23 protein-coding genes are annotated in these 22,872 nt (G+C 64.4%); 14 read left to right on the plus strand and 9 right to left on the minus strand.

What is annotated here, in order from left to right; translation table 11 throughout:
• The first annotated feature begins 21 nt into the window (after positions 1-21).
• Positions 22-1,155 carry an NAD(P)/FAD-dependent oxidoreductase gene (locus FR699_RS12000; RefSeq protein ID WP_158855549.1) on the plus strand — a complete coding sequence of 378 codons (1,134 nt, stop codon included), beginning with the start codon at positions 22-24 and terminating at the stop codon, positions 1,153-1,155.
• A gap of 48 nt (positions 1,156-1,203) precedes the next feature.
• Here FR699_RS12000 and FR699_RS12005 read toward each other — a convergent pair whose 3' ends face one another.
• Together FR699_RS12005 and FR699_RS12010 are read right to left on the minus strand one after the other, a co-directional pair.
• Complete coding sequence (locus FR699_RS12005) at positions 1,204-2,187, minus strand: chemotaxis protein CheW (protein ID WP_158855550.1); 984 nt, start codon at positions 2,185-2,187, stop codon at positions 1,204-1,206.
• Positions 2,184-3,095 (minus strand): ParA family protein, encoded by a 912-nt coding sequence (locus FR699_RS12010; RefSeq protein ID WP_154552539.1) that lies wholly within the window; start codon positions 3,093-3,095, stop codon positions 2,184-2,186. Before FR699_RS12010 ends, FR699_RS12005 begins: the two co-directional genes overlap by 4 nt.
• 195 nt (positions 3,096-3,290) lie before the next feature.
• Here FR699_RS12010 and FR699_RS12015 point away from each other — a divergent pair, with 195 nt between their 5' ends.
• Together FR699_RS12015 and FR699_RS12020 are read left to right on the plus strand one after the other, a co-directional pair.
• The gene (locus FR699_RS12015) at positions 3,291-3,797 is read left to right on the plus strand and encodes a FlaD/FlaE family flagellar protein (RefSeq protein ID WP_158855551.1); all 507 of its coding nucleotides are present in this window, start codon (positions 3,291-3,293) and stop codon (positions 3,795-3,797) included.
• A 113-nt stretch (positions 3,798-3,910) separates the two neighbouring features.
• Positions 3,911-5,059: a hypothetical protein gene (locus FR699_RS12020; RefSeq protein ID WP_154552537.1), complete on the plus strand. Its 1,149-nt coding sequence runs from the start codon at positions 3,911-3,913 to the stop codon at positions 5,057-5,059.
• A 15-nt stretch (positions 5,060-5,074) separates the two neighbouring features.
• Here FR699_RS12020 and FR699_RS12025 read toward each other — a convergent pair whose 3' ends face one another.
• Positions 5,075-5,251, minus strand: a complete 177-nt coding sequence (locus FR699_RS12025) for a hypothetical protein (protein ID WP_154552536.1) — start codon at positions 5,249-5,251, stop codon at positions 5,075-5,077.
• A 136-nt stretch (positions 5,252-5,387) separates the two neighbouring features.
• On the opposite strand from FR699_RS12025, the gene FR699_RS12030 reads away from it, so the two are divergent.
• On the plus strand, positions 5,388-7,259 hold the full coding sequence (locus tag FR699_RS12030) for a restriction endonuclease (protein WP_158855552.1): 1,872 nt from the start codon (positions 5,388-5,390) through the stop codon (positions 7,257-7,259).
• Between the two features lie 79 nt (positions 7,260-7,338).
• Positions 7,339-7,803, plus strand: coding sequence for a methylated-DNA--[protein]-cysteine S-methyltransferase (locus tag FR699_RS12035; RefSeq protein WP_154552534.1), 465 nt, complete (start codon positions 7,339-7,341; stop codon positions 7,801-7,803).
• A 6-nt stretch (positions 7,804-7,809) separates the two neighbouring features.
• Here the strand turns inward: FR699_RS12035 and FR699_RS12040 are convergent, their stop codons facing one another.
• Together FR699_RS12040 and lonB are read right to left on the minus strand one after the other, a co-directional pair.
• Positions 7,810-8,415, minus strand: coding sequence for a CPBP family intramembrane glutamic endopeptidase (locus tag FR699_RS12040; RefSeq protein ID WP_158855553.1), 606 nt, complete (start codon positions 8,413-8,415; stop codon positions 7,810-7,812).
• 126 nt (positions 8,416-8,541) lie between these two features.
• Positions 8,542-10,638 (minus strand): ATP-dependent protease LonB, encoded by a 2,097-nt coding sequence (gene lonB / locus FR699_RS12045; protein WP_154552532.1) that lies wholly within the window; start codon positions 10,636-10,638, stop codon positions 8,542-8,544.
• A 165-nt stretch (positions 10,639-10,803) separates the two neighbouring features.
• Between lonB and FR699_RS12050 the strand changes: the two genes are divergently transcribed.
• On the plus strand, positions 10,804-11,361 hold the full coding sequence (locus tag FR699_RS12050; protein ID WP_154552531.1) for a nicotinamide-nucleotide adenylyltransferase: 558 nt from the start codon (positions 10,804-10,806) through the stop codon (positions 11,359-11,361).
• Positions 11,362-11,411: 50 nt separating this feature from the next.
• On the plus strand, positions 11,412-12,179 hold the full coding sequence (locus tag FR699_RS12055) for an S-adenosyl-l-methionine hydroxide adenosyltransferase family protein (RefSeq protein WP_158855554.1): 768 nt from the start codon (positions 11,412-11,414) through the stop codon (positions 12,177-12,179).
• A gap of 23 nt (positions 12,180-12,202) precedes the next feature.
• Here FR699_RS12055 and FR699_RS12060 read toward each other — a convergent pair whose 3' ends face one another.
• Complete coding sequence (locus tag FR699_RS12060; RefSeq protein WP_154552529.1) at positions 12,203-12,673, minus strand: carotenoid biosynthesis protein; 471 nt, start codon at positions 12,671-12,673, stop codon at positions 12,203-12,205.
• A 99-nt stretch (positions 12,674-12,772) separates the two neighbouring features.
• Positions 12,773-12,943 carry an HVO_0758 family zinc finger protein gene (locus FR699_RS13235; protein WP_195837574.1) on the minus strand — a complete coding sequence of 57 codons (171 nt, stop codon included), beginning with the start codon at positions 12,941-12,943 and terminating at the stop codon, positions 12,773-12,775.
• Positions 12,944-13,059: 116 nt separating this feature from the next.
• On the opposite strand from FR699_RS13235, the gene FR699_RS12065 reads away from it, so the two are divergent.
• The 4 genes from FR699_RS12065 (at position 13,060) to FR699_RS12080 (ending at position 16,521) form a co-directional block, all read left to right on the plus strand.
• The gene (locus FR699_RS12065) at positions 13,060-14,196 is read left to right on the plus strand and encodes a CynX/NimT family MFS transporter (RefSeq protein ID WP_154553230.1); all 1,137 of its coding nucleotides are present in this window, start codon (positions 13,060-13,062) and stop codon (positions 14,194-14,196) included.
• A gap of 68 nt (positions 14,197-14,264) precedes the next feature.
• Positions 14,265-15,359 carry a glycosyl transferase family 2 gene (locus FR699_RS12070; protein WP_154552528.1) on the plus strand — a complete coding sequence of 365 codons (1,095 nt, stop codon included), beginning with the start codon at positions 14,265-14,267 and terminating at the stop codon, positions 15,357-15,359.
• A gap of 43 nt (positions 15,360-15,402) precedes the next feature.
• Complete coding sequence (locus FR699_RS12075) at positions 15,403-15,888, plus strand: hypothetical protein (RefSeq protein ID WP_158855555.1); 486 nt, start codon at positions 15,403-15,405, stop codon at positions 15,886-15,888.
• A gap of 42 nt (positions 15,889-15,930) precedes the next feature.
• Positions 15,931-16,521 carry a CoA pyrophosphatase gene (locus tag FR699_RS12080; protein WP_154552526.1) on the plus strand — a complete coding sequence of 197 codons (591 nt, stop codon included), beginning with the start codon at positions 15,931-15,933 and terminating at the stop codon, positions 16,519-16,521.
• A gap of 54 nt (positions 16,522-16,575) precedes the next feature.
• Here the strand turns inward: FR699_RS12080 and FR699_RS12085 are convergent, their stop codons facing one another.
• Together FR699_RS12085 and FR699_RS13240 are read right to left on the minus strand one after the other, a co-directional pair.
• Positions 16,576-17,067, minus strand: coding sequence for an Hsp20/alpha crystallin family protein (locus FR699_RS12085; protein ID WP_158855556.1), 492 nt, complete (start codon positions 17,065-17,067; stop codon positions 16,576-16,578).
• A 95-nt stretch (positions 17,068-17,162) separates the two neighbouring features.
• Positions 17,163-17,318: a hypothetical protein gene (locus FR699_RS13240; RefSeq protein ID WP_195837573.1), complete on the minus strand. Its 156-nt coding sequence runs from the start codon at positions 17,316-17,318 to the stop codon at positions 17,163-17,165.
• A 429-nt stretch (positions 17,319-17,747) separates the two neighbouring features.
• Between FR699_RS13240 and FR699_RS12090 the strand changes: the two genes are divergently transcribed.
• The 3 genes from FR699_RS12090 to FR699_RS12100 all read left to right on the plus strand — a co-directional run bounded on the left by FR699_RS12090 (position 17,748) and on the right by FR699_RS12100 (position 22,757).
• Positions 17,748-18,806, plus strand: coding sequence for a zinc-dependent alcohol dehydrogenase family protein (locus tag FR699_RS12090; protein WP_154552524.1), 1,059 nt, complete (start codon positions 17,748-17,750; stop codon positions 18,804-18,806).
• Between the two features lie 175 nt (positions 18,807-18,981).
• Positions 18,982-20,700, plus strand: a complete 1,719-nt coding sequence (locus tag FR699_RS12095; RefSeq protein ID WP_154552523.1) for a radical SAM protein — start codon at positions 18,982-18,984, stop codon at positions 20,698-20,700.
• 239 nt (positions 20,701-20,939) lie between these two features.
• Positions 20,940-22,757: a flippase-like domain-containing protein gene (locus tag FR699_RS12100; protein WP_154552522.1), complete on the plus strand. Its 1,818-nt coding sequence runs from the start codon at positions 20,940-20,942 to the stop codon at positions 22,755-22,757.
• Positions 22,758-22,872 lie beyond the last annotated feature (115 nt).

Genomic DNA, 22,872 nt, shown 5'->3' on the forward strand with positions numbered 1-22,872 from the left:
GCTGGCGATGTAATCGAAACTATGCGCGTTGCCGTCTTTGGCGGCGGGTACGCCGGCCTCGGCGTCGCCCGTCACCTCGAACAGTCGTTGCCAGCCGATGTCGAGATTCATCTCGTCGACAAGTCCGGCATTCACGTCGTTCGCCATCTACTCCACCGGGCGATCCGCCGGCCGGAGGTCGCCCAGTCCCTTTCGATTCCGCTGCGGGAGCTGTTGGGTCGGACGATAGTCGACCAACGGCGCGTCACGGATCTCGACGTCGAGGCCGGGCACGCAACCATGGCCGACGGGTCCGAACTACAGTTCGACCTCGGCGCGGTCTGTATCGGTGCTGAACCGGCGTTTTACGGGATCGACGGTGCCGAGGACCATGGGGCGGTCTTACACCGGGCTGGCGACGCGGCACGGATCCGCGAGGGGTTCATGCCCGTTCTCGACGATGGCGGCCGGGTCGTTGTCGGCGGCGGGGGCTTGACCGGCGTGCAAGTCGCAGGCGAACTCGCCACACTCGCGACCGAGCACGACGCGAGCGAACACGTCGAAATCACCATTCTCGAACAGGCAGACGCTGTGCCGCCGGGACTCGACGAGCGGATGCAGGAGGCGATCGACGAGGCCCTCACCTCGGCCGGCATCGACGTCAGGACCGGCACGACGATTACTAGTGTCGACGCCGACCGCGTCGGCGTTGCCGAGGGCAAGCACCTCGCCTACGATCAGTTCGTCTGGGCCGGCGGGATCCGCGGGCCAACGGCTGTCGGGGCACATCGACCGCGCGTCCCGGCGACGCTACGCCTGAGCGAGCGAGTATTCGGTGCTGGCGACGCTGTGGAAGTCATCGACGAGAACGGTCGGAGTGCGCCGGCGATGGCCCACACCGCGATCCGGCAAGCGCCGGTCGTTGCCGAAAACATCGCGCGACTGGTCGAACACCGCCGATCGGACGCTTCGTCCTTCGAACCGCGGCTGGATCGGTATCGGGACGACGATCTCGGCTGGACGGTCAGTATCGGTGCCGATGCCGTCGCGGCCGTCGGCCCCAGTATCCTCACTGGCCCCGCGGCAGTCGGCGTCAAAACGGTCGTCGGCGCGGGCTATCTCGCCGATATCGGGGCGGTCAGTGAGGCCATCGAACACGTCAGGGAGGCGCTCTAGCCGACGGAACCGCCCGTCGTGCTGTCCAGCCTCGAAAACATAGCACGGCTAGTCGTCGGCCCCGACGTCCAGAGCCATTTCGGGACTCGTCCAGATGACGAACTTGTCGTCGCGCTCGATGACGCCGTTGATGTACGGTTCGTCGATCGGTGACTCTTTGACTTCTGACTCTGTGATCGGCGTGACCTGATTGACTTCGTCGACCAGCCAGCCGATGTATCCGTGATCGTCGAACGTGTCGGCATCGAACACCAGAATGAGCCGGTCGTCGCTCTCGCCCGCGATATCTACGGCCGTTTTCGGGTCGAGGATCGTCGTAATCTGGCCGCGGAGGTCGACGACGCCGCTGACGTACGCGGGCGTGTTTGGCACGCGAGTGATCGCTTCTTCGCGCACGATCTCCTCGACGTAGGTGATATCGAGACAGTACAGCTCCTCGCCGAGACGGAACTCCAGGACGCGGGTCTCCTCTTCGTGTTGCTCTACAACGTCTGCATCCGTGACTGTCGTCCCGGCCGGGGCCCCAGCTTCGTCCGTCGACGCCTCACCGGATGCGGCCTCGCCAACCGCCTCCTCGACGTCCATCGACACCGCTCCGTCGCCTTCGAACTCACTTGCCGCCTGGGCGGCCGCCTGGGCGGCCGATACGGCTTCCTCGTCCGACTCCGGGCCGGCTCGACTCTCTTTGGCCGGGTCAGTCCCGGCTGTCACACCCTCGCCGCGATCTTCCGCCATCGACTGGCCGGTGTCGGGCTTTTCGTCAGTGCCAGGCGTTTCGGTACCGCTTCCCGTCGACTCCTCGCCGTCGCCTGGCTCTGACCTTGCACCCTCGTCGTCGCCAGCGTTCGTCGCATCTTCGCCATCCGCGTGGGCGTCGTCTTGCCCGTCCGAACCAGCAGATTCCGACGGCTCGTCGCGATCCTCGTCCGTGTCAGGTGACTCGTCGGTTGGTTCGTCGCCGCCACGACGACCTTCCCGAAGGTTTCGGATGCGGCGGGCGCGGTCCATCCGCTCGTCGTCTTCGTCGCTCATGCTGTCACCTCCTGGGGCTCCCGTTCAAAGTGTGTCTCGAACTGTTTGGCGATATCCAGAAACACGTCTTCCATGTCTACCTGTTGTTCGTAGGCGAAGATAGATGTGCCGGCCGAGAACGCGCGCTGGAGGGCGACGCGCTTTCGCACTTCCCAGAGCGGGTAGTCCTCGAACACTTCGTTGAGCCACGATAGCATCGTCGCGTCTTCGTTGGTCTGTTCGACCCGATTGGCGACGACGCCAACGGTATCGACAGTGATGTCGACCTGTCCCTCCAGGGCGGCGATCTGGTCGATGAGCAACTCGATCGCTCGCTCGGACGTCGCCTCCGTGAGTGCCGGTACGAGCACGTTCTGGGCGGCGTAAATCGCCGTGTCGGTCAGCTTCCCGTAGAACGGCGGCGAATCGATGATGACGTAATCGTATTCCGTCTCGACTTGCGCCAGTGTCTCATCGAGGGCATCGAGGGCGTGCCCGCCGGTGATCGCCTCGGGCGTGATATTGATCGCCATCTGAGAGAGGGCGGCTGGGTCGACTGCCACCGAGTCGTCGGTCTTGGCCCACGCGAGGAGGTCGGCGATCGTCAGTTCGTGTTCGGCCTGAAGGAGATCGATCGAACTCGGCAACACGTCCATCTCTTCGTGTTCGACGATCAACTCCTCGACCGAGGTCCGTACCGCGTGGTCGGTCAGGACGTCGAACAGCGTCGGCGGTTCGGCGTCGTAGGCATCGAGCAGTCCGAGCCCTTCGGTAGCGTTACCCTGTGGATCGATATCCACGAACAGGACGTCGTGACCGCGCTCGTTGAGTGCCCCGGCGACGTTGATCGCGATGGTTGTCTTGCCCGTTCCGCCCTTTGCGTTGGTCACGCAGACGGTTGGCGTCCGGGCCGATGTCTGGCTGGGCATTGTCAGTTGTTCAACGTTCAGGTTCGACACCACATAAAAATACGCTCGCGGGTATCAAATCCTGAAATCACCGACGGGCGGCGATCACCAACCGCGCTAGTGGCGAAATCCCGGACTTCGGCCTGTCAGACGTACGTACGACGTGACTGCAACCTTTAACAGAGAGTAGCCTGTAGGTATCGGTAACAGAGAGTCATGACGATCAACCCGAAGGATTACGACCTCGACGAACTCCGGAAGATGGCCCGTGAGCGCGGCGGGGCCACGATCCCGGTTGGCGACGAAGATGTCGAGGAAGAGGCCCCGACGCCCGGCTTCGACACCGGCGGTGGCGGACTCGGCGGCGATGTCCTCGGTGATGGGGATTACCGGTCTCAACTGTACCGCCAACTGTTGCCCTTAGAGAGTATGGTCGGGGGCGAACTGGAGAAGCCGTATCTGCACGGACTGCCCGAGAGTTACGCCGGCGAATTGATCGTCTTCGAATGGCTCTCGTTCCTGTTGGAGAAAGCTGGCTTTCGGGGGGCCAACGAGGCCGTCGACTACTACGCCCAAGTCGGCTGGATCACCGAGGACGTCAGCGACGACCTCGAAGACTACTTGCTCGGTCTCGAGGAGACGGGCAGCGACCACTCGGAGTTGTCGATCGACGACCACCTGCTGAGCCTGGTCCACGTCGCCAAACTCACCTCGATGCAGTGAGTGACTGACTCGCTTCTGACTCTCTCCCCCGGCGGGCCGCCTCCGTCCGTCGGTATCAGCGCTGATTTTTCGACACGTAGTTATATACTGTCGCGGGGACAATCGCCCATCGTATGAGTGTCGAGGATGCCGAAACAGACGAACCAGCCGAACAGGAGGACGAAGAAGAGCCACAACCGGATACAGACGAGGATACTGTCGAGGATTCGACGGCAGATGCGGCGGAATCGACGCCGGACGAGCAGCCGGTTCCAGTCGGTGTCAAACTCGGGAGTACGCGGACGGTCCTCGCGAAACCCGACCGCGAAGGTGGCCTGGACACCACCCAGACGCTGACCTGTCTGGCGACCTACGACGACCCCATTAGTGGCGAAGAACAGGTGCTCTACGGAGCGGAAGCCGCCCAACAGTACCCCGATCGCGTTCAGTTCATGCTTCGCTCTGGCCTCCCGGAAGACGAACGCGGTGCCGAATTGACCGAGCGGTTCTTCACCTCGGTCATCGAGGCCAACGACATCCCGGCAAACAGCGGTGTCGTCTACGCCATCCCGACGATCGACAACGAGCGCGGCCTGTCCAATCTCCAGTCGGTCGTCGAGGGCAGCGGTATCGGCGAGCACTTCATCCAGAGCTACCCCGAATCGCTGTGTGGCGCGATTCCCGCCTTCGGTGATGGGCTCGAAGCGATCAACGAGATCTTCCTCGCGGTCAACATGGGCTCGACGAACTTGGAAGCCTCTGCCTACCGCCGTGGCGAACAACTCACGCCCTTTACGACCGGCTCAGTCACCGGGAACGAAGTCGATCGACGGATCGCCACGAACGTCGAGAGCGAGACCCAGGGGCGGGTCAACATCGACGCCCAGACGGCTCGGGAATACAAAGAACAGCACGCCGATTTCAACAACTTCGAGCCGTTTACGGACGTCATCCAGCAGCCCGGCGGCGGTGCCCACGAGTTCACGATCGAGCGATCGGTTATGGACGCCTGTGACGCCTACCTCGATGAGGCCGTCGAGGAATTTGCCAACACCTTCCTGGCCGAACTCGCCAACGATCACATGAAGGTCTATCAGCTCGCCTTAGACCAGCCGATCGTCCTCACTGGCGGGATGGCCTGTATCCCCGGCATCGTCGAGGAGTTCGAAGACCGTCTCAGCGACGCCCTCAATCGTGACGTCGAAGCCATCGCACCCGACGAGCCGAATCTGGCGGCGACGATCGGTGCCCAGCGGATCGCCGCTCGGATGACCGAGAACTGATCGATCGAGACTCGCTCAATCGGCCCAGCAAGCCAGCCACTGTTCGATACGGGGCTGTTCCGTGGCGTCGTCTCCGTTGGGCCGATCGATCGAGTGGTGACTCGACACCGGATCGGACCGCCTCGAACGGTCGGGGCGGGTGTCCGTCCCGGCACCGAGTTCAGTCGGCAGCGAAAGGACGAGCCGTGGCATCGATCCAGTCTTTCCTCGACGGATACGTAAATGCCTGTCAGACGGACGTCCGCCGGCAGGCCGACACGCCTGATTGCCGGGCTCGTATCGACGCGTCAACCGAAAAACAATAGGTGTCTCGTCCGAACGAAGGGGTATGCAATCCGACGACCGTGAGGTCGTCGACGAGCGACTCCTGACGGAGACCGGTCGCGGGGGGCTGTTCGGGGAGGGGTATCTCGCCGACCTACCGCTCGAAGCCCACCTCGGGCTGGCCGAGCAGCCGCGGGTGGTGTTCCCGAGTGGCGACCGTGGGATCGTCTACGAACGCGGGCGGACAGAGACGACCTACTCTCCTGGGTCTGGCTATCGGGCGCTCGTCGCGATCACCGGCCGCCGCATCGTGATGGCAGTCGGCGGTGCAACAGCGGACGACAGTGATCAGATCCACGACGTGGCACTCGATACAATCGAACACGTCACCGTCGAGCGGGGTGGGGGACACGTCGCCGTCCAGTGCTGGAGTGGGGAGACCGAACACTGGACGTGGTTCCCCGTGGGAATCGATGCTGAACTCGCCGCACGGCGGGTTCGTGAGGGCGCTCAGGCCTGGATCCGGTTCGACCGACTCCTCTCTGAGGCCCGGGCAGCCCTGGCGGAGGCTGCCCGCAACCGGACGACCGGCGCGTTCGAGGCCACACGGCGGGCACTCGACCGGGCCGAGAGCTCACTAACCGAAGCCGGCCAGACGGCGGCCGCCTACGACGCCCCAGCAAGCGGGATGAACGGCCGGCTGGCACGCCTCGAGTCACGCCGCCGTGACGAACGCCGGCGGTTGTCGCTTGCTCGCGCCCGGTCGTTTCGCACTCGGGCCGAGAATCACTGGCGGCAGGAACGCTACGAACGAGCCGCCGAGTACTTCGAGCGTGCCAGAGCGACGTTCCAGTCCCTTCGCAGTCGCGAGGATCTTTCCTCGGTGATGGCTGCCAGCGTTCGACAGCACGTGACGGCAATCGACGACGATCTCGACCGGCTCAGTGTGTCCCCGTTGTCCCGTGCGATCGCCGCCCAGCGAGCGGCCGAGCGAGCTGCCGATCCACTGGCAGCCGTCGACCACTGGCGGGACGCATTCGAGCGGTTTCGCGCGCTGCTCCAACTGGAGTGGGGACGAGCAGACGACCGATTCGCTGGCGAGCGATCGCTCCTCCGTGACCGCTTGGCGACAGTCGTCGAGGGGCTGGTCGTCGCCCAGCAGCGTGCCGCGGAGCGACGCTCCCAGGAGGCCCAGCGACTTCGGGACGACGGCCAACTCGATGCAGCGCTGTCGGCTTACGACGATGCACGCGAATCGATCGACCGAGCCCTCGCCACGGCAGCGGAATTCACACCTGAAGATCGCGACGCCCTTCACGAGCGGCGTACCGATATCCGGTCCCAAATCGAGGCGATAGCGCGTCAAAAGCATGGGGACGACGACACGGACAGTGCCTCGGCGGTGCCCGACGAGCCCATCACAGCCCCGACACTGGAGTGTACCGACACCTCGGTCGGGGACGTCGGACGCCACGACTCGGCGCCAGCCCGACAGGCATTCGAGGCGGGCACAGCCGACAACATCGACACGAACCAGCGCCAGTCCGTCTGTCGTCTCCAGACACTCGACGACGACGGTACAACAGCGGCAGTGGGGCGCATCTGGCAGGAACTGGGCTGGACCGTCGACTTGCTCGAGGAAGCCGGACCCGACGCGATCGCAACTCGATCCAGAGACGACCCCACACTCCTGTTGTGGGTCCGTCGTCGGGGCGTCCCGGTGACGGCTGAGAGAGTCGAGGCACTGATCGCCCAGCGAAACCGTCGCGAGGGGGATCACTCGGCGATTCTGGTGACGACTGACCCGATCGATCCCGCCGCGTTCGACGCCGCCATGACACACGGTGTGACGCTCGTTGACAACCACAGACTTAGCGAACTCGCTCGAAAGACGGGCGTCCGTCCGGATGCTATCGACGACGGGGCCGGCGACTGAACCCCATTGCGACCCACAACCGACGACGACGGGCCAGCCCACACGAATCTTGAAGTCCCGATCAGCCGAACCCACCGGTATGGACGAGACTGCTGGCATCTATGCCCGGGACGTCCCCGCTCTGGACCGAGCCGTGCAGGTAGGGATCGCGAGTGGCCGCGTCATTTCCCTCTCGTTTCCGATGGACCCGCCGCCGGATGCCGACCAAGCCCACGACGTACTCGACCAGATCGACGCCTATCTGGACGGTGAGGCCGTCTCCTTTCGGGATATCGAGGTCGCATTGACGATGGCGACTGAGCAGCGAGATGTCCTCGAACGCGTTCGCGACGTGCCCTACGGCGAGACGATCACCGTCGAAGCACTGGCACGGATGACACCCGGACTGGACCCGGACAGCGACGACGCCCGCGGCGTCGTCAGAACGGCTCTCGCCGAAAACCCGGTGCCGCTGCTCGTGCCGGATCATCGCGTCAGGGACGGTCCGAGTACCGCGCCACCACCCGTCGAGCAGCAACTTCGCGTCATCGAAGGGCTCACCTAGGCCCGATCAATCCACAGACGCCGTACTGTCGAGCCACTCGTGGACGAGCAATTCGATCCCATCGAGGACGTAGTGGGCGACGATCACGACAACCAGATTGTCAGTGATAACGTACCCAGAAGCCAGGACGAACCCGAGACCGCCGGTGACGACGACGCCAGTCCGGCCTTGGATGGCGTGACAGCACCCGAACGCGATCGAGGCGGGGACGGCAAGCACCCACGGCGAGAGGCCAAGCCCTGCCGCCGAGGCGCCGATCGCGCCGGCCCGGAACAACAGTTCCTCGCTGATGGCCACGAGCGGGAGCACGACCACGAGGACGGCAAGCCATCCGCCGGCGGTTGCTGGCGCAAGGAGGCCTCGGAGTCGTTCGTCCGGCTCGACTCCCAGGGCCGTACTGAGCGTCGTGGCTGTTTCGCTGGCCAGCCAGAGGACGGTCCCGAACGCGACCCCGATGAGAACCGTCGAGACGGACGGCGGTATCTTCGCGAGCCCGAGGACGGAAGCCGGGACGGCAACGTACCAGACACCAGCCAACACGACACCGGCCAGCAGGGCTTGTGTGAGTGCGACGTTCGCGAGCACTGCCGGTGTCGACAGTGAGCGTGCCATCTCGTCAGTCGAATCCGGCTCATCAGTTGCAGCCGCGACGACGCGCTGTGTGTGTCGAGTCAACACGAAAACGAGTGCGATAAGGAGCCAACTGAGGCCGACGAAGCCGGCCCACCGGAGCACGGGTTACTGCGGGCTCGGGTTCGTCCGACCGACGTTCGTCTCTAGGGCCTGGCCGGTGATCGACTTGAGGCGATCGACCAGCGAATCCTTCTCGGGTTCGCCGGCCAGAGCCACTTCGAGCACCTCCGAGAGGTGTGTGACGGGGATGATCTCGATTTGGTCCTTGTATTCGTCTTCGATCATCACGTCCTGTTCGTTGGCTTTGGGGATGATGACCTTGTCCAGGCCGGTCTTGGCGGCGGCCTCGATCTTGTGGGTCACGCCACCGACCGGCAAGACGTCGCCTCGGACCGACAGCGAGCCGGTCATGGCGATGTTCTGCTCGACCGGGATGTTTTCCAGGGCCGAGATGACGGCCGTCGCGACGGTGACAGACGCCGAGTCACCCTCGACGCCCTCGTAGGACTGGACGAACTGGATGTGGATGTCCTTCTCGGAGATGTCTTCATCCGAGAACTTCTTGATGATCGCGCTGACGTTCTGGACGGCTTCCATCGCGATCTCTTGGAGTTTCCCGGTGGCGATCACCTCGCCAGGCCCCTGAGACGGGGCGACTTCTGCCATGACGGGCATGACGATCCCGCTGTCTTCGCCCATCACCGCGAGGCCGTTGACGCGACCGACCGCGTCCCCAGCGTTGACGGTGAGTTCGTAGTCCTTGCGGCGTTCGATGTAGTTGTCCGCCAGTTGCTGCTCGATCGAGCGCGAACGCCGCTTGGCCTGGAGGACGTCATCGCGCTCGGTGTACTCCTTGTCTTCGGCGCGGGCGATGTCACCCGCAACGCGAACCAGTCCACCCAGGTCACGGAGCTTCAGGGAGAGATGCTCCTTGCGGCCGGCCCGCCGCCTGGCTTCGAGGATGACCTCCTCGACAGCTTCCTTCGTGAAGTGTGGGAGCCGCCCGTCTTTCTCGACCTCCTGGGCGACAAAGCGGGCGTACTTCCGGCGCATCTCGGGTTCGTCGTCGATGGTATCGTCCATGTAGACCTCGTACCCGTAGCCTTTGATCCGGTCGCGCAGGGCCGGGTGCATGTTCTCCATGGCATCGAGGTTCCCCGCCGCGACCATGATGAAGTCCGTCGGGACGGGTTCGGTCTGGACCATCGCGCCCGAAGAGCGCTCGCTCTGGCCGGTGATCGAGAACGCACCCTCCTGGATGGCCGTCATCAGCTTCTGCTGAGAGCGGATATCGAGCGTGTTGATCTCGTCGACGAACAACACGCCCTTGTTGGCCTTGTGGATCTCGCCGGGTTCGACCCGGTCGTGGCTGGGGGTCTCCATCCCGCCGGACTGGAAGGGATCGTGACGAACGTCACCCAGCAGTGCGCCGGCGTGGGCACCCGTCGCGTCCTCGAAGGGCGCGGTCTGCTTGTCGGCGTTGTTGATCAGGAGGTTCGGGATCATCGAATCGTTGCCCCGGGCTCCATAGCGGAAGGCCAGATAGATGACGCCGGCTGCGAGGATGCCAAGCAGGATCTGACCCGCGATGAGCAGCGAGTAGCCCATCACGATGGCGATGATGATCCACATCAGGAACGAGCGCATCTGGTTGCGCTTGTTGGCCTCTTCTTTGTGGGCATCGACGATCTGCTCGCCTTTCCCGGCCGGCACCGTCCGGACTTTCGGCTCGTTGCCGTCGTCCGGGTTGTGGTAGACGAGCACGTCTTGGAGATCCTCCTTTGGAAGGAGTTGGCTCATCGCTTTCGCGAGCATCGATTTGCCCGTCCCGGGCGAACCGATCATCATCACGTGACGGCGCTGTTTGGCCGCCTTCTTGACGATATCGCGAGCGTGATCCTGGCCGATCACCTGATCGACCAGCCGGTCGGGGACTTCGATGTCTTCGGTCGACTCGATATCGAGCCCGCCGAGGGTGTCGTCCTCGTCGTCGATGACGGCCACGTCCTCGTCATCGAGCGTGACGCCACTGCCCAACTCGTCGATCTCCGCGTCCGATCCGTCGCCCTCAGCCGGTGGTGTTTCCGCCGGCGTTTCCGTCGCGTCCGACGGGGATTGCTCAGTCGTCGACTGGGCGTCCGTCGTCTCTTCGTCCACCTCGTCTTCGGGTGGCGGATCGTCCGTATCGATGTTCTCACTCATTTTGAACGGGTCGGTTACTGGAAATCAAGGACTGTCGATTCATATACTTTCTCCTAGCCCCCGTGATTGCCGCGCAACCAAAATCGGCATAGGGCGGCCGGATCGTGACGCAATCGCCGGCTGACGACTCGCCGGGTTTATGAAAACCCCGCCCTGAGTGTGGGTATGACTCGCGGGTTCTACATCGGCCGCTTTCAGCCCTATCACAACGGGCACCAGACGATGATCGAACACATCGCGGCCGACGGGGAAGTCGACGAACTCGTCCTCGGAATCGGGAGTGCCGGCGATTCCCACACGGTTCATGACCCCTTTACTGCCGGCGAACGGATCATGATGGTCACCAAGGCCGTCGCGGAATTCGATCTGGTCACCTACGTCGTCCCAATCGAAGACCTCGATCGCAACTCCGTGTGGGTGAGTCACGTCCAGAGCATGTGCCCGACGTTCGACCTGGCGTACTCGAACAACCCGCTCGTAATCCAGTTGTTCGAAGAAGCCGGCATCGAGGTCCGCCAGTCACCGATGTTCGACCGTGATCGCTTAGAAGGAAGCGAAATCCGCGAGCGGATCATCGATGGCGAGACGTGGCGCGACCGGGTGCCCGACGCCGTCGTCGAAGTCATCGACGAGTGCAACGGTGTCGAACGACTCCGGACGATCTCCCGGTCGGATGTCGTCGAGCGCTGGGAGGCCAGACCGGACGAAGCGAGCCAACACTGACCCCGAGAAGTCCCGAGCGTCTTTGTCGGTCCCGCCGCTAAGCCACCGCAATGATCACGCTCAGTTCCGACTTCGGGTCGCCGTATCCGGCGGCGATGAAAGGCGTCTTGCTCGGCCAGACGGACGCACGCTTGATCGACGTCTCCCATACCTTTCCCCGACAGGACGTCTGCGCGGCCGCCTTCTGGCTCCGTGAGGTCCTGCCGTACTTCCCGCCGGCCGTCCACCTCGTCGTGGTCGATCCCGGCGTCGGCACCGAGCGGGCAGCGCTGGCGATCCGGGCCGGTGAGCACGTCCTCGTCGGCCCGGACAACGGAGTCTTGCTCCCAGCGGCACGCGCACTCGCCGGCGACGAGGGGGATTTGACAGTTTTCGCCTACACGTACGACGATCCAGAGAGCGTCACGTTCCACGGCCGGGACGTCTTTGCCCCCGCCGCGGCGATGGTCCACGAGCGCGGGCGACTGGATTTTGCGTCCAGCGACCGCTTTCACCGCCGTGAGGAGTTCGAGCGGCTGTCGTTTCCCGCGCCGACGATCCGCGAGGACGGGATCGATGGGGACGTGTTGGTCGTTGATGACTTCGGGAACGCGATCACGAACGTCCCTGGCCAGAGCGTGGCCGACCGGTTCGGTGACGCTATCACGGTCAACGGTGCCTGGGCGCCTGTCCGCCGAACTTACGCCGCCGTCGAGGCCGGCAACCGGCTCGTCACCGTCGGCAGCCACGGGAACGTCGAGCTCGCCGTCAACCAGGGCCGGGGCAAAGAGCGCTTCAGCGTCTCGACGGGATCACGAGTCCGACTCCGTTGGACGTGACTCCGTGTCCCTCTTGGCCTCGCTCACAGAACCGCCACGGGAAGGGTTGCTGTCGTTGCACTGATCGTGAGCCAGCCCAGATAGTTCCACCACGGCACCCCGCGAAACCGTGGTCCCGGCAGATCGTCGGTGTAGGTCCAGTACCCGTTTACAACTCCCTGGTGGTCGGTCAGTAGATCAGCTGTCGTCGCGAGTATCGCACCGACGGCGACTGCCGGCCACCCCGCAGTCCACAGCAATGCGAGACGAAACGCGACGTACACCACCCCTGTCCAGCCAAAGAGGACGTACATGGGGACCCCGAAAATCTTCGGACCGACGTGGTGTTCGAGCAAACCGAGAGCGATCACGACGGCCTCGGCGACGAACGCGACCACTGCGCCACCGCCAAAGAAGGCGACTGTAGCCGCCGGTGGCCAGGTGAGGGCGGCGTGACCGAGCGCGACCAGGCCCAGCGCCACCGTGCTGGGGACGAACGGGCGATTGTCAGGCACACCTGCCACTGTGGGACCCCAGTGCTATGAGTGCGAGGGCCAAGCGTTCGTGCGGTCTTCGAGTCAGACAGAAAGCGCAGCCGATCGGTTCCCCCCGGGCTAGCCGACCTGCTGCCACCGGCGGCCACACTCCGGACAGGCCCGGACCGACCCGACCTCTTCGGGGTCGTTCTCGGTTTTCAACTCTTCGTCGCAGTCCGCACAGCGCAATCGCTCGTAGGTGTCTTTCTTCAAATCCCCCGATCGGAGTCCTTTCCTGACTGATTTCATACGTGGAGGTATGTGACGACCTGTCAAAAAGCCCGTGCCTGCATCGCAAGGATATAGATGTGTCCCTGGGTAGCCCGATTGTGTCCCGTCGTTCGGTCTTTACCAGTCTCTGTGGCATGGTCCTCCTTGTCAATCTGGGGCGGGTCGTCTTTGCCCCGTTGCTCGACCCGTTGCGCCAGCAGTTCGGTACGTCGGCGGCAGCGGTCGGCTTACTCGCGACGCTGGCGTGGCTCGGCAGTGCCCTCTCGCGGCTCCCGACGGGCTATCTGCTGACACGGTATCCGCGCCAGCAGGTAATCCTCGGGACGGGGCTGTTGTTGACTGTCGCGGCCGTCGTCGCTGCCACCGCCCTCGACGTGTGGATGCTGATGCTGGGGGCCTTTCTGTTGGGACTGTCCAGTGGGACCTACTTTATCGCGGCCAATCCCCTGGTCAGCGAACTCTTCCCGGACCGGGTTGGCCTCGCGCTGGGCCTGCACGGCACTGCGAGCCAAGTGGCTGCCGTCGGCGCGCCGCTTTTGGTGACGGCGACGCTCGCGCTTGGCCGCTGGCGGCGAACGTTCCAGTTGCTGGCCATCCTGGCCGTGCTGGCGACGATCGCCTTCTATCTCGCCGCGCGACGCAACGAGCTCCCGGCCGCCGGCAGCGAGGATCGTGACCTTTCGGCCGCGGTCGTCCACCAGTGGCGGATCGTTCTCGTTGGCGTCGTCGTGGTCGGCTTCGCGGGCTTCGTCTGGCAGGGTCTGTTCAACTTCTACGTCACCTTCTTGAAGACACTGGAGTACTCGGGGGCCACCGCGCGACTCCTGTTGACTGTCGTGTTCGCCGCTGGCTTGCCCGCGTTTGCGTTCACGGGCTGGCTGGCCGATCACGTCTCGCCGCTCCGACTCCTGGTCGCCATTTTCGCGGCGTTCGGGGTCTCGGTGTTCGCGCTGACCCTGCCCCTCGGGCCGGCCTGGTTGATCGGGACCAGCGTCCTGATGGGCTACGTGATCCACTCGCTGTTTCCCGTCGCCGACACCTATCTCCTGGGCTCGCTGCCCGACCGCCATCGGGCGAGCGCCTACTCGGCCTACAGCGCCACGATGATGATGGTCCAGGCGGCCGGCAGCTGGGTCGTCGGGCTGTTGCGGGACGCGGCGATCCCGTTCCCCGTCATCTACCGGGCGTTCGCGATCGGATTGGTCGCCTGTGCGGTCGCGCTGTTCGGCCTGTATCGGCTCGGCAAACTCCCCGCCGTCGCTCGCGCGTGAGGTGCGCGTCGATGGGCACTCGTCGGGGGGCGTAACCTTTCTGTCCGTCCCGGTCGCAGGGCGATCCAATGGAGTACGTTCAACAGCGGATCGCGACCCTCCACGATTTCGACTCGGCGGCCCCGTCGGCCCCGACCGACCGGGCGGCGGTCGTCGTCCCGATGACCGGTCGCGACCACGCCAGCCTGGCCGCCGAACGCGTTCTCTCGACGCTTGAAACCGTTGCCCCCGGTGAGGTCATTGTTCCGCTACGAGCCAGTAGTGAGGAACTCGCCGACGTCAGCGCGTGGCTGTCGTCGTTCGACCTGCCCCTGGAAGTCCTGTGGTGTTCGGCCCCCGCAGTCGAAACGACACTCGATCAGGCGGGCCTCGCTGGCCCCACCGGGAAAGGTCGTGACGTTTGGCTCGCACTCGGGCTGGCGGCTGCGCGTGCGGAGTACGTCGTTGTCCACGATGCCGACGCCGAGAGCTACGCCCGAACGCACGTCCCGAGACTCCTGTTCCCGCTTGCAAACGGGTTCGCGTTTTCGAAGGGCTACTACGCCCGCGTCGAGAACGATCGCCTCTACGGCCGTCTCTTCCGGCTCCTGTACGCGCCCCTGGTCGAGACGCTCGCTGGCGCTCACGACGCACCGATCTGTGCGTATCTGGGCGCGTTCCGGTACGCCCTGGCCGGCGAGTTCGCCGCGACGGCCGATCTCGCGACCCGCTTGTCCCCGCCGCGCGGTTGGGGCCTCGAAGTCAGTACGCTCGGTGACGCGTTCGCGGCGGTTGGCTTCGACGGCACTGCCCAGGTCGATCTCGGCAGGCACGAACACGATCACCGGGCCGTTGGCGGTCCGTCGGGGCTGGGCGAGATGGCAAGCGAGGTCGCAGACGCGTTGCTCACGGCCGTCCAAGCCCACGGCCTCACTCCCGACTACGAGACGCTTCCCGACCGGTACCGCGAGACCGCCCGGTCGTTCATCGAGCGCTACGCCGCCGACGCCGCGTTCAACGACCTGACGTACGATCGAGAGGGCGAGCGAACGCAGGTCAGGACCTACGCCGATGCGATCGAGCCACCGAGCGCCGAGCAGTTGCCGGCCTGGCGGGACGCACCCCTCGATCCCGAGCAGATCGCCACCGTCGCCCGGGAGGCCCGTGCGGAGCACGTGCCCTGACCCGCCCCGCCGCGTTGAAGGGGCTCGCATCCGGACGCCCAGTATGAACCTCTCAGCCGACGAGATCGCCGGGGTCGTCGATCTGTTCGGTGCACTCCCCCGGGCGACACTCCGGACAGCCCTGTCTGAACTCGCGTTCAAACGGGGCATAGCGTCCGACCCAGACGAATTCGAGGCGGCCATCGCAGACGCGATCGACAGCTATCACTTGCTCGAACTCAGCGACGAGAGCACCCAGACGCCGCTGGTCGTCGTCGGCCCGACGGCCTTCCCGAAACTTCCGGACGGAGCGAGTGACCTGCCACACATCCTCGATATCGACGACCGGTCGATCGACCGCGACCGACTCGGGGCGGCAGCCGAGCAGCGCTTTCGGGCTGACGCGAGCCGGGCCGTCGAGGCGGGCACCGACCACCGGGTCCGCGAACTCCTCGACGTGAGCTACGAGCTAGACGCCTGGGGACCAGTCGACCTCGAGACGACTCGCGACCGTCTCGATGCTGCCCTCGAAGGGACCGATGGTGCGTGAGGCCCCGAGCGAATTAAGGGCCATCGACGACTGATTTCGGGTATGAACCTTCGGCCGGTCGCCGATCACGATCCAACCACTGTGACCCACGAACGGGAAGCGGCGGTGCTCGCTGGTGTGATCGACCGGCCGACCGGCCCCCACCTGTTGTTTACCAAACGAGCCGACCATCTCGAAGACCACCCTGGCCAGATGAGCTTTCCCGGTGGCGGACGCGAACCGTTCGACACGGATCTCGAAGCGACAGCCCTGCGAGAATCGAACGAAGAGGTTGGACTCGAACCGACCCACGCGTCCATCGTCGGCCGACTCGACGACATTCGGACGGTCAGTGCCTACGCGATCCGGCCGTTCGTCGCTCGGATCCCGGACTGGGAATACGATCCTCACGACGCTGAAGTAGCCGAAATCGCCGTCCTGCCCGTCCCCAAGCTACTCGACGTTGACAACTACGACACGGAGTGTCGCGACCATCCCACCGAGGGGGCGGTCCGCCTCCATTACTTCCACGTCGAGGGCTACACCGTCTGGGGGGCGACCGCCCGCATGCTCGTCCAGTTGCTCGAACTGGCGACCGACTGGGAGTGTCCACCCGGCCCCGACTGTCAGACCCGGACGAATCCGCCTGTTTGAATCACACTCATCGCGGTTGGTCTCCCCGAGGGACTCACGAACAGCGGCGTGACTTCACTCGCCGTCGGTCCGTCCGTCGTCGTGAGCTGCTTGCTCGGATCCGACGGTCTCGTCCGTCTCGCCGTCCCCAGCCTCGTGCTCGGCCTCGACATCGACCGCCGTTCCGCCCTCTCGCTTGGGGACGTGAACGTGTAACGTCCCGTTCTCTTGGAGAGTCGCACTGGCGGCGTCGCCGTCGACACTGGCCTCGACAGGCAGCGTTACGTGGCCGTCGAGTGTCAACCCGCGACCGGGGAATCGCATCTCGAAGTGCTCTCGTGGGTCCCGAAAGCGATCGATCCGGACCTCGACGCGCCGGTCTTCGAGACGTACCTGCACGTCGCTGCCGACTGCACCCGGCGCGTCGAACACTGCCAGGTACGCGTCCTCGCTCTCGAGCAAATCGACCGGCAGTGGGGTGTGTTCTTGGGCGCGGCCGACGGCGCGACCGACGTTCTCCAGGACGTTCTCGCCGATGGACTCGGTGAACTTACGGAGGTCTCGCATGTAGCGACTCGTTCGGTCGGCGCGACCAAAGCCCTTGTGCCCGCCCCGAGCCGACAGAATTCTTCGATACCTCGCCGAACGCTTCCCGGAACCGTCTACAGCTCGATGGCGTCCAGTTGTGTCCCGCCACAGACCGGACACTGGAGGTCCTCGATGCCGTGGTCGTCGGGCAGATCGTAGGTGTAGTGCACCTCGAACATGTCCAGAAAGCACTCTGGGTCCGTACAGCGGATTTCTGACGTTGCAGGCATGGCCGAGCGTTGGGACGACTGACGGATACCGGTTACGCCCAGAGGGACGTTGCGGCGCTCTCACAGTCGAACGACCGGTGACCGCCACCGGACGCACACCTCTCGATCACCACCGTTCACCTCCCCCATCCGTCGACACCTACATACAGGAGACAGCGATTCCACATCACACGGCTGTTTTTTCTCGTGCCGGAGTGATCGCGTTTGCCCCGACTCCCCTTCTCAGTCGCGTGTTTCCGGCTCCTGTTGGGTCTACATACTGTCTCGCCTCTGGGTCCGCGTCTGGACTGTCGCCCTCCCGAGTCTCTCTGTGCCCTGGAGTGCCTAGCGCTCCGACGGCCGAGCGCAGAATCACGATCTGTGGGGCCACGTAAGAACGAAGCTCCTCTCATAAAATTTAAGCCATTTTAACCTTCAAGTATCGAAGATATGCGAGCAGCTGTAATGGAGGCGTTTCAGGAACCGCTGACGATCAAAGAAGTCGATGATCCAGAGCCCGATCCCGACGGCGTCGTCGCACGGGTCGACAGTGTCGGTGTCTGTCGCTCTGACTGGCACGCGTGGCAAGGCCACTGGGACTGGATCGACTATCGGCCCGAGCCGCCACACATTCTCGGCCACGAACCTGTCGGGACGATCATCGAGACGGGGTCCCAAGTCCAAGAGGTAGAAGTCGGCCAGCAGGTCGCGATTCCGTTCAACTTCGGGTGCGGTCACTGTCATCTGTGCCGCACCGGCCACGAAAACATCTGTGAAAATCACACCGGCCTCGGATTCTCAGACGAAGCACCTGGCGCGTTCGCCGAGAAGGTCCACATCCCGAGTGCCGACGTCAACGCCGTCCCACTCCCGGACGCCATCGATCCGAAGACGGCTGCCGGGATCGGGTGCCGGTTTATGACGTCGTATCACGGTGTCGCCCACCGGGCCGACGTTGGGGGCGGCGACGATGTGGTGATCTATGGTCTGGGCGGGGTTGGCCTGTCCGGCGTCCAGATCGCCGACGCACTGGGCGCGAACGTCGTCGGTGTCGATCTCGACGATCAAAAGCTCGAGAAAGCCGAAGAGCTGGGTGCTGTCGAAACCGTCAACGCAAACGAGGTCGATCCCGTCGAGGCGGTCACCTCGATTACGAACGGTGGAGCGGACGTCTCCGTCGACGCGTTGGGGATCAAAGAGACGACCCAAAACGCGGTCAACTCCCTCGCAAAGAACGGCCGCCACGTGCAACTGGGGCTGACGACCGAAGCAGAGAGTGGCGAAATTCCGCTCCCGGTCGATCAATTCGTCGCGATGGAGGTCGACTTCTATGGCTCGTTCGGCCTTCAGCCGTCCCACTACCCCGAGATGCTCGATATGATCCGCACCGGGAAACTCGATCCGACCGAACTCGTCTCCGAGACGATCAGTCTCGACGAGATCCCCGGCAAGCTCGAGGACATGAGCGACTTCAACACGATCGGGCTCCCGGTCTGTAACGAGTTTTAAACGGCCACTCGGTCCGCGATCACCGTTCGACCGTCTCTCTGCAGACCGTCCGAGCAGGGCGACAGCACGTCCCCGTCTGCCGTGATCGACGCGAACCGATCCGCCAGAGACACAGCGAACCGACACTCGAGACGTGGAGACACGGTTTTAGGCGTCGGGCGGCTACGCTCACGTCATGACTGACCCTGCGGACCTCTCGGTGACGATCGTCGACGGCTACGTCGACGAGCCGGCACACTTCGGGGTCCCCCCGTACATCTCTACGTATCCCCGGTACGTCGCCGGCGCACTGGTCGATGCAGGCGTGCCTCACGGGCAGATCACCTATCACACCATCGACGCCCTTCGTGAAGACAATCGCCGCTGGCAGGACGTCGAGGCCGCGGATTTGACGGTCTACGTCGGCGGGATGACCGTCCCCGGCAACTACGTCGGTGGGACGCCGGCCGAACCCGACGAAGTTCGGCGGATCGCCTGGATGGCCGACGGAACGAGCCTGATGGGCGGGCCGGTCCGCTTTGGCGTCGGCGAGGAAAACGAGGGGGCGAGCGAACCCGAGCGCGACGACCTGGACTTCGATTACCTGGCCGGGGCAGACGTCGAGGCCGCCGTCTTCGATCTCGTCGCAAACGGGCTAGAGGGGTTCGAGCCGCGCTACCGGACTGTCGGAGAGTCCTCGCGCTGGGCGCAGGCGGGGGCGTTCATCGTCGAACAACATCCCAACCACCCCGAGTATCTCATCTGTGAGATCGAAACCGGTCGGGGGTGTGCCTATCGGTGTTCGTTTTGCACGGAACCGCTGTACGGCGACGCTACCTTCCGGGACCCCGAGGCCGTCGTGAGCGAGGTCGGTGCACTGGCAGAGCATGGCGTTGCTCACTTCCGGCTGGGCCGGCAGGCTGACATTCTGGCCTACGGCGGCGACGGCCAAGCCCCCAACCCCGACGCCCTCCGGGAGCTCTACAGTGGCATCCGTGCGGTCGCTCCCGATCTGGAGACGCTACATCTCGACAATATGAACCCCATCACGGTGGTGAACTGGCCCGAAAAGGCTCGGGAGGGCATCCGGATCATCGCCGAACACAACACGCCCGGTGACACTGCAGCCTTCGGCGTCGAGTCGGCCGATCCCGCCGTCCAGAGTGACAACAACCTCAACGTCACCGCCGAGGAGGCCATCGAGGCAGTTCGGATCGTCAACGAAGAAGGCGGGTTCCGCCCCGGCGAGGAGCCGGGAACCGGTCCCAGCACGGGTGGCGACGCCGGCCGTCGCCTGCCGAAACTCCTGCCCGGGATCAATCTCGTCCACGGGCTGAAAGGCGAGACGAGCGAGACCTTCGAGCACAACAAGCGCTTCCTTCAGCGTATTCTCGATGACGGACTGATGATCCGGCGGGTGAACATCCGCCAGGTTATGGCCTTCCCGGGGACCGAGATGGACGAGACCGGCGCGGCGATCGCCAACGACCACAAACGACAGTTCAAAGAGTACAAGCGGGAGGTCCGGGAGACCATCGACAACCCGATGCTGGCCCGCGTCGCCCCGCCGGGGACGATTCTCGAAGATGTCCACCTCGAATACCATCAGGACGGCAAGACCTTCGGCCGCCAGTTGGGGACGTACCCGCTCCTCGTCGGGATTCCGGGCGAGCGACCACTCGGGACAACGATCGACATCGCGATCACCGACCACGGCTATCGGTCCGTCACTGGTGTGCCGTATCCACTCGACGTCAACGCGGCGTCGATGGACGAACTGACGGCGATTCCGGGTATCGGTTCCCAGACTGCCGGCAATATCGTCGTCGGCCGGCCACACGAGTCGGTCGAAAGATGTGACGTCGACGCGCTTTCGACGTTTGCCGTCGCCACCGGGGCCGACCACGCAGACTGACGCCCAGAGAGCCGAGCCACCGAGTGCGAGCCCGCAAGCCGTCGGTTTGCTGTCGAGCGTGTACTCGACCGGACTGGCTGTCTGTCGCGTCGTGGCGGCTCTGTGAATCGACGCCGACGGACGTCTCCGGTGTCTCTACTGTCTCCCGAGCGGGTGACCGAGACGGCGTTTTCACAGATCACCGCCGAAAAGGCGTGGTATCAGAAGGTTCTTGATGGACGCTGGCCGACGGCATACCAATGGCGTCAGCCGTCACAGTGAGCGTCGTCCTCCCGGCGTACAACGAGGCGGCCACCATCGAACGGACCGTCTCCGAGACACTCGACCAACTCGGGACATTTCTCCCGGCAGGGAGTTTCGAGGTGATCGTCGCCGAGGACGGCTGTGACGATCGAACGCCGGACATTGCCTCTCGGTTGGCAAGCGAAGACGACCGGATCCGACACATCCACAGCGACGAACGCCTCGGCCGTGGCGGCGCACTCGAATACGCCTTCGACCGGGCTGACGGCGAGACCCTCGTCTACTTCGATACGGATCTGGCCACTGACATGGCCCATCTGGAGGAACTCGTCGAAAGCGTCCGCACTGAGGGCTACGACGTCGCGACGGGCTCGCGGTGGTTGCCCGACAGCGACGCCGACCGGCCGAAAAAACGTGGCATCCCGAGCCTGGGATACAACACGCTCGTCCGACTCGTCCTCCGGTCGGACTTACAGGACCATCAGTGCGGATTCAAGGCCATCGATCGCGAGGCCTTCGAAACGCTGGCCGACGAGGTTGAAGACGAACACTGGTTCTGGGATACGGAACTGCTGGTGCGAGCCCAGCGCCGCGGGTTCGACGTCGTCGAGTTTCCCGTCTCTTGGACGCCGAAGGGCGATTCGAAGGTCGATCTCGTCCGTGACGTCTTCGGGATGGGGAGTCAGATCCTGCGCACGTTCTGGCAACTGTCGGTGAGTCCACGGATCACCCGCACGCGGAGTATGGCCGCCGGAACGGTCCTCGTTCTCGTCGCCATCGCGTTGATGACGCTGTATCTCGATCCGTCGACGGTCCTCGAAGAGATGCGTGGGGCCGATCCCCTGTTAGTCGGCCTCTCGGGGCTCGTCTATCTGAGTTCCTGGCCGCTTCGGGGGTATCGCTATCGGGATATTCTTGACGAACTGGGATTCGGCTCTGAGACGGGCTTTCTGACCGGGGCGATTTTCATCAGCCAGACTGGGAATTTGGTGTTCCCGGCCAGGCTGGGTGATGGCATCCGGGCGTACGTGATGAAGGCCCGGCGGTCGGTCCCGTACCCTTCGGGATTCGCCTCGCTGGCGGTCGAACGGGTCTTCGATCTGTTGACGATTGCCGGGTTGGCTGGGGTCGTCCTCGTCGGCCTCGCGATCGGTGATCCGGCGCGGCTGGCGGGGCTGAGCGCCGAGTTGACGAACGGCCGCGAGAGCGGCCGTATCGGGCTGCTCGTCGCCGGGGCGGTCGGCGCGGCAGCCGTCGGTGTGACCGTCCTGATCGTCCTGACGGCACGCTCGGATCGCAACTACGTACAGGCTCTCCTCACCCGGTTCAGCGACGACGCCTACGCCAGCTACGTCGCCGGGGTCGTCGGGAGCTTCGTCGGGGACGTCCAGCGGATCGCCAGCGATTCCCGAGCGTTTCTCCGGGTCGCGGCCTCCAGTGGCCTCATCTGGACGATCGACGTGTTGACCGCGATCGTCGTCTTCGCGGCCTTCGACGTCGGACTGTCGCTGGTTACGCTCGGCATCGTCTGCTTTTTCGCCGTCAGCGTCGGCAATCTCGCGAAAGTGCTTCCCCTTTCGCCGGGCGGCGTTGGGCTGTACGAGGGCGCGTTCACGCTCATCGTCGTCGGCCTCACGCCCGTGGCCGCGCCCGTCGCGCTGGGCGTTTCGATCGTCGATCACGCGGTGAAAAACGTCGTGACGATCGCCGGCGGCCTCGTCTCGATGGCCTGGCTCAACGTCTCGTTGACGACTGCCGTCGAAGAGAGTGCCGAGGCCGAGGAAAGCGTCGAAACAGCACCGTCTCAGGACTGACCGACCGGTTGTCCGTGTCACTCGCCCGTCCGGGGTGCCGACTACCGGTTGGGTCCACTCGCCCGATACGCAACCCTCACGTACTTCAATGGGGGTGTCAATAGTACCCAAACTC

This window comes from Halorhabdus sp. CUG00001, from assembly GCF_009797925.1.
In the GTDB taxonomy this organism is placed as follows: domain Archaea; phylum Halobacteriota; class Halobacteria; order Halobacteriales; family Haloarculaceae; genus Halorhabdus.

What these genes read in the sequence shown, in the direction of transcription:
- FR699_RS12015 (WP_158855551.1), top strand. Translation starts at nt 3,291, where the DNA reads ATGACGATCAACCCGAAGGATTACGACCTCGACGAACTCCGGAAGATG.
- FR699_RS12095 (WP_154552523.1), top strand. Translation starts at nt 18,982, where the DNA reads ATGACTGACCCTGCGGACCTCTCGGTGACGATCGTCGACGGCTACGTC.
- FR699_RS12020 (WP_154552537.1), top strand. Translation starts at nt 3,911, where the DNA reads ATGAGTGTCGAGGATGCCGAAACAGACGAACCAGCCGAACAGGAGGAC.
- FR699_RS12050 (WP_154552531.1), top strand. Translation starts at nt 10,804, where the DNA reads ATGACTCGCGGGTTCTACATCGGCCGCTTTCAGCCCTATCACAACGGG.
- FR699_RS12055 (WP_158855554.1), top strand. Translation starts at nt 11,412, where the DNA reads ATGATCACGCTCAGTTCCGACTTCGGGTCGCCGTATCCGGCGGCGATG.
- FR699_RS12005 (WP_158855550.1), bottom strand. Translation starts at nt 2,187, where the DNA reads ATGAGCGACGAAGACGACGAGCGGATGGACCGCGCCCGCCGCATCCGA.
- FR699_RS13235 (WP_195837574.1), bottom strand. Translation starts at nt 12,943, where the DNA reads ATGAAATCAGTCAGGAAAGGACTCCGATCGGGGGATTTGAAGAAAGAC.
- lonB (WP_154552532.1), bottom strand. Translation starts at nt 10,638, where the DNA reads ATGAGTGAGAACATCGATACGGACGATCCGCCACCCGAAGACGAGGTG.
- FR699_RS12010 (WP_154552539.1), bottom strand. Translation starts at nt 3,095, where the DNA reads ATGCCCAGCCAGACATCGGCCCGGACGCCAACCGTCTGCGTGACCAAC.
- FR699_RS12070 (WP_154552528.1), top strand. Translation starts at nt 14,265, where the DNA reads ATGGAGTACGTTCAACAGCGGATCGCGACCCTCCACGATTTCGACTCG.
- FR699_RS12035 (WP_154552534.1), top strand. Translation starts at nt 7,339, where the DNA reads ATGGACGAGACTGCTGGCATCTATGCCCGGGACGTCCCCGCTCTGGAC.
- FR699_RS12040 (WP_158855553.1), bottom strand. Translation starts at nt 8,415, where the DNA reads ATGGCACGCTCACTGTCGACACCGGCAGTGCTCGCGAACGTCGCACTC.
- FR699_RS12000 (WP_158855549.1), top strand. Translation starts at nt 22, where the DNA reads ATGCGCGTTGCCGTCTTTGGCGGCGGGTACGCCGGCCTCGGCGTCGCC.
- FR699_RS12065 (WP_154553230.1), top strand. Translation starts at nt 13,060, where the DNA reads ATGGTCCTCCTTGTCAATCTGGGGCGGGTCGTCTTTGCCCCGTTGCTC.
- FR699_RS12030 (WP_158855552.1), top strand. Translation starts at nt 5,388, where the DNA reads ATGCAATCCGACGACCGTGAGGTCGTCGACGAGCGACTCCTGACGGAG.
- FR699_RS12085 (WP_158855556.1), bottom strand. Translation starts at nt 17,067, where the DNA reads ATGCGAGACCTCCGTAAGTTCACCGAGTCCATCGGCGAGAACGTCCTG.
- FR699_RS12090 (WP_154552524.1), top strand. Translation starts at nt 17,748, where the DNA reads ATGCGAGCAGCTGTAATGGAGGCGTTTCAGGAACCGCTGACGATCAAA.
- FR699_RS13240 (WP_195837573.1), bottom strand. Translation starts at nt 17,318, where the DNA reads ATGCCTGCAACGTCAGAAATCCGCTGTACGGACCCAGAGTGCTTTCTG.
- FR699_RS12080 (WP_154552526.1), top strand. Translation starts at nt 15,931, where the DNA reads ATGAACCTTCGGCCGGTCGCCGATCACGATCCAACCACTGTGACCCAC.
- FR699_RS12100 (WP_154552522.1), top strand. Translation starts at nt 20,940, where the DNA reads ATGGCGTCAGCCGTCACAGTGAGCGTCGTCCTCCCGGCGTACAACGAG.
- FR699_RS12075 (WP_158855555.1), top strand. Translation starts at nt 15,403, where the DNA reads ATGAACCTCTCAGCCGACGAGATCGCCGGGGTCGTCGATCTGTTCGGT.
- FR699_RS12025 (WP_154552536.1), bottom strand. Translation starts at nt 5,251, where the DNA reads ATGCCACGGCTCGTCCTTTCGCTGCCGACTGAACTCGGTGCCGGGACG.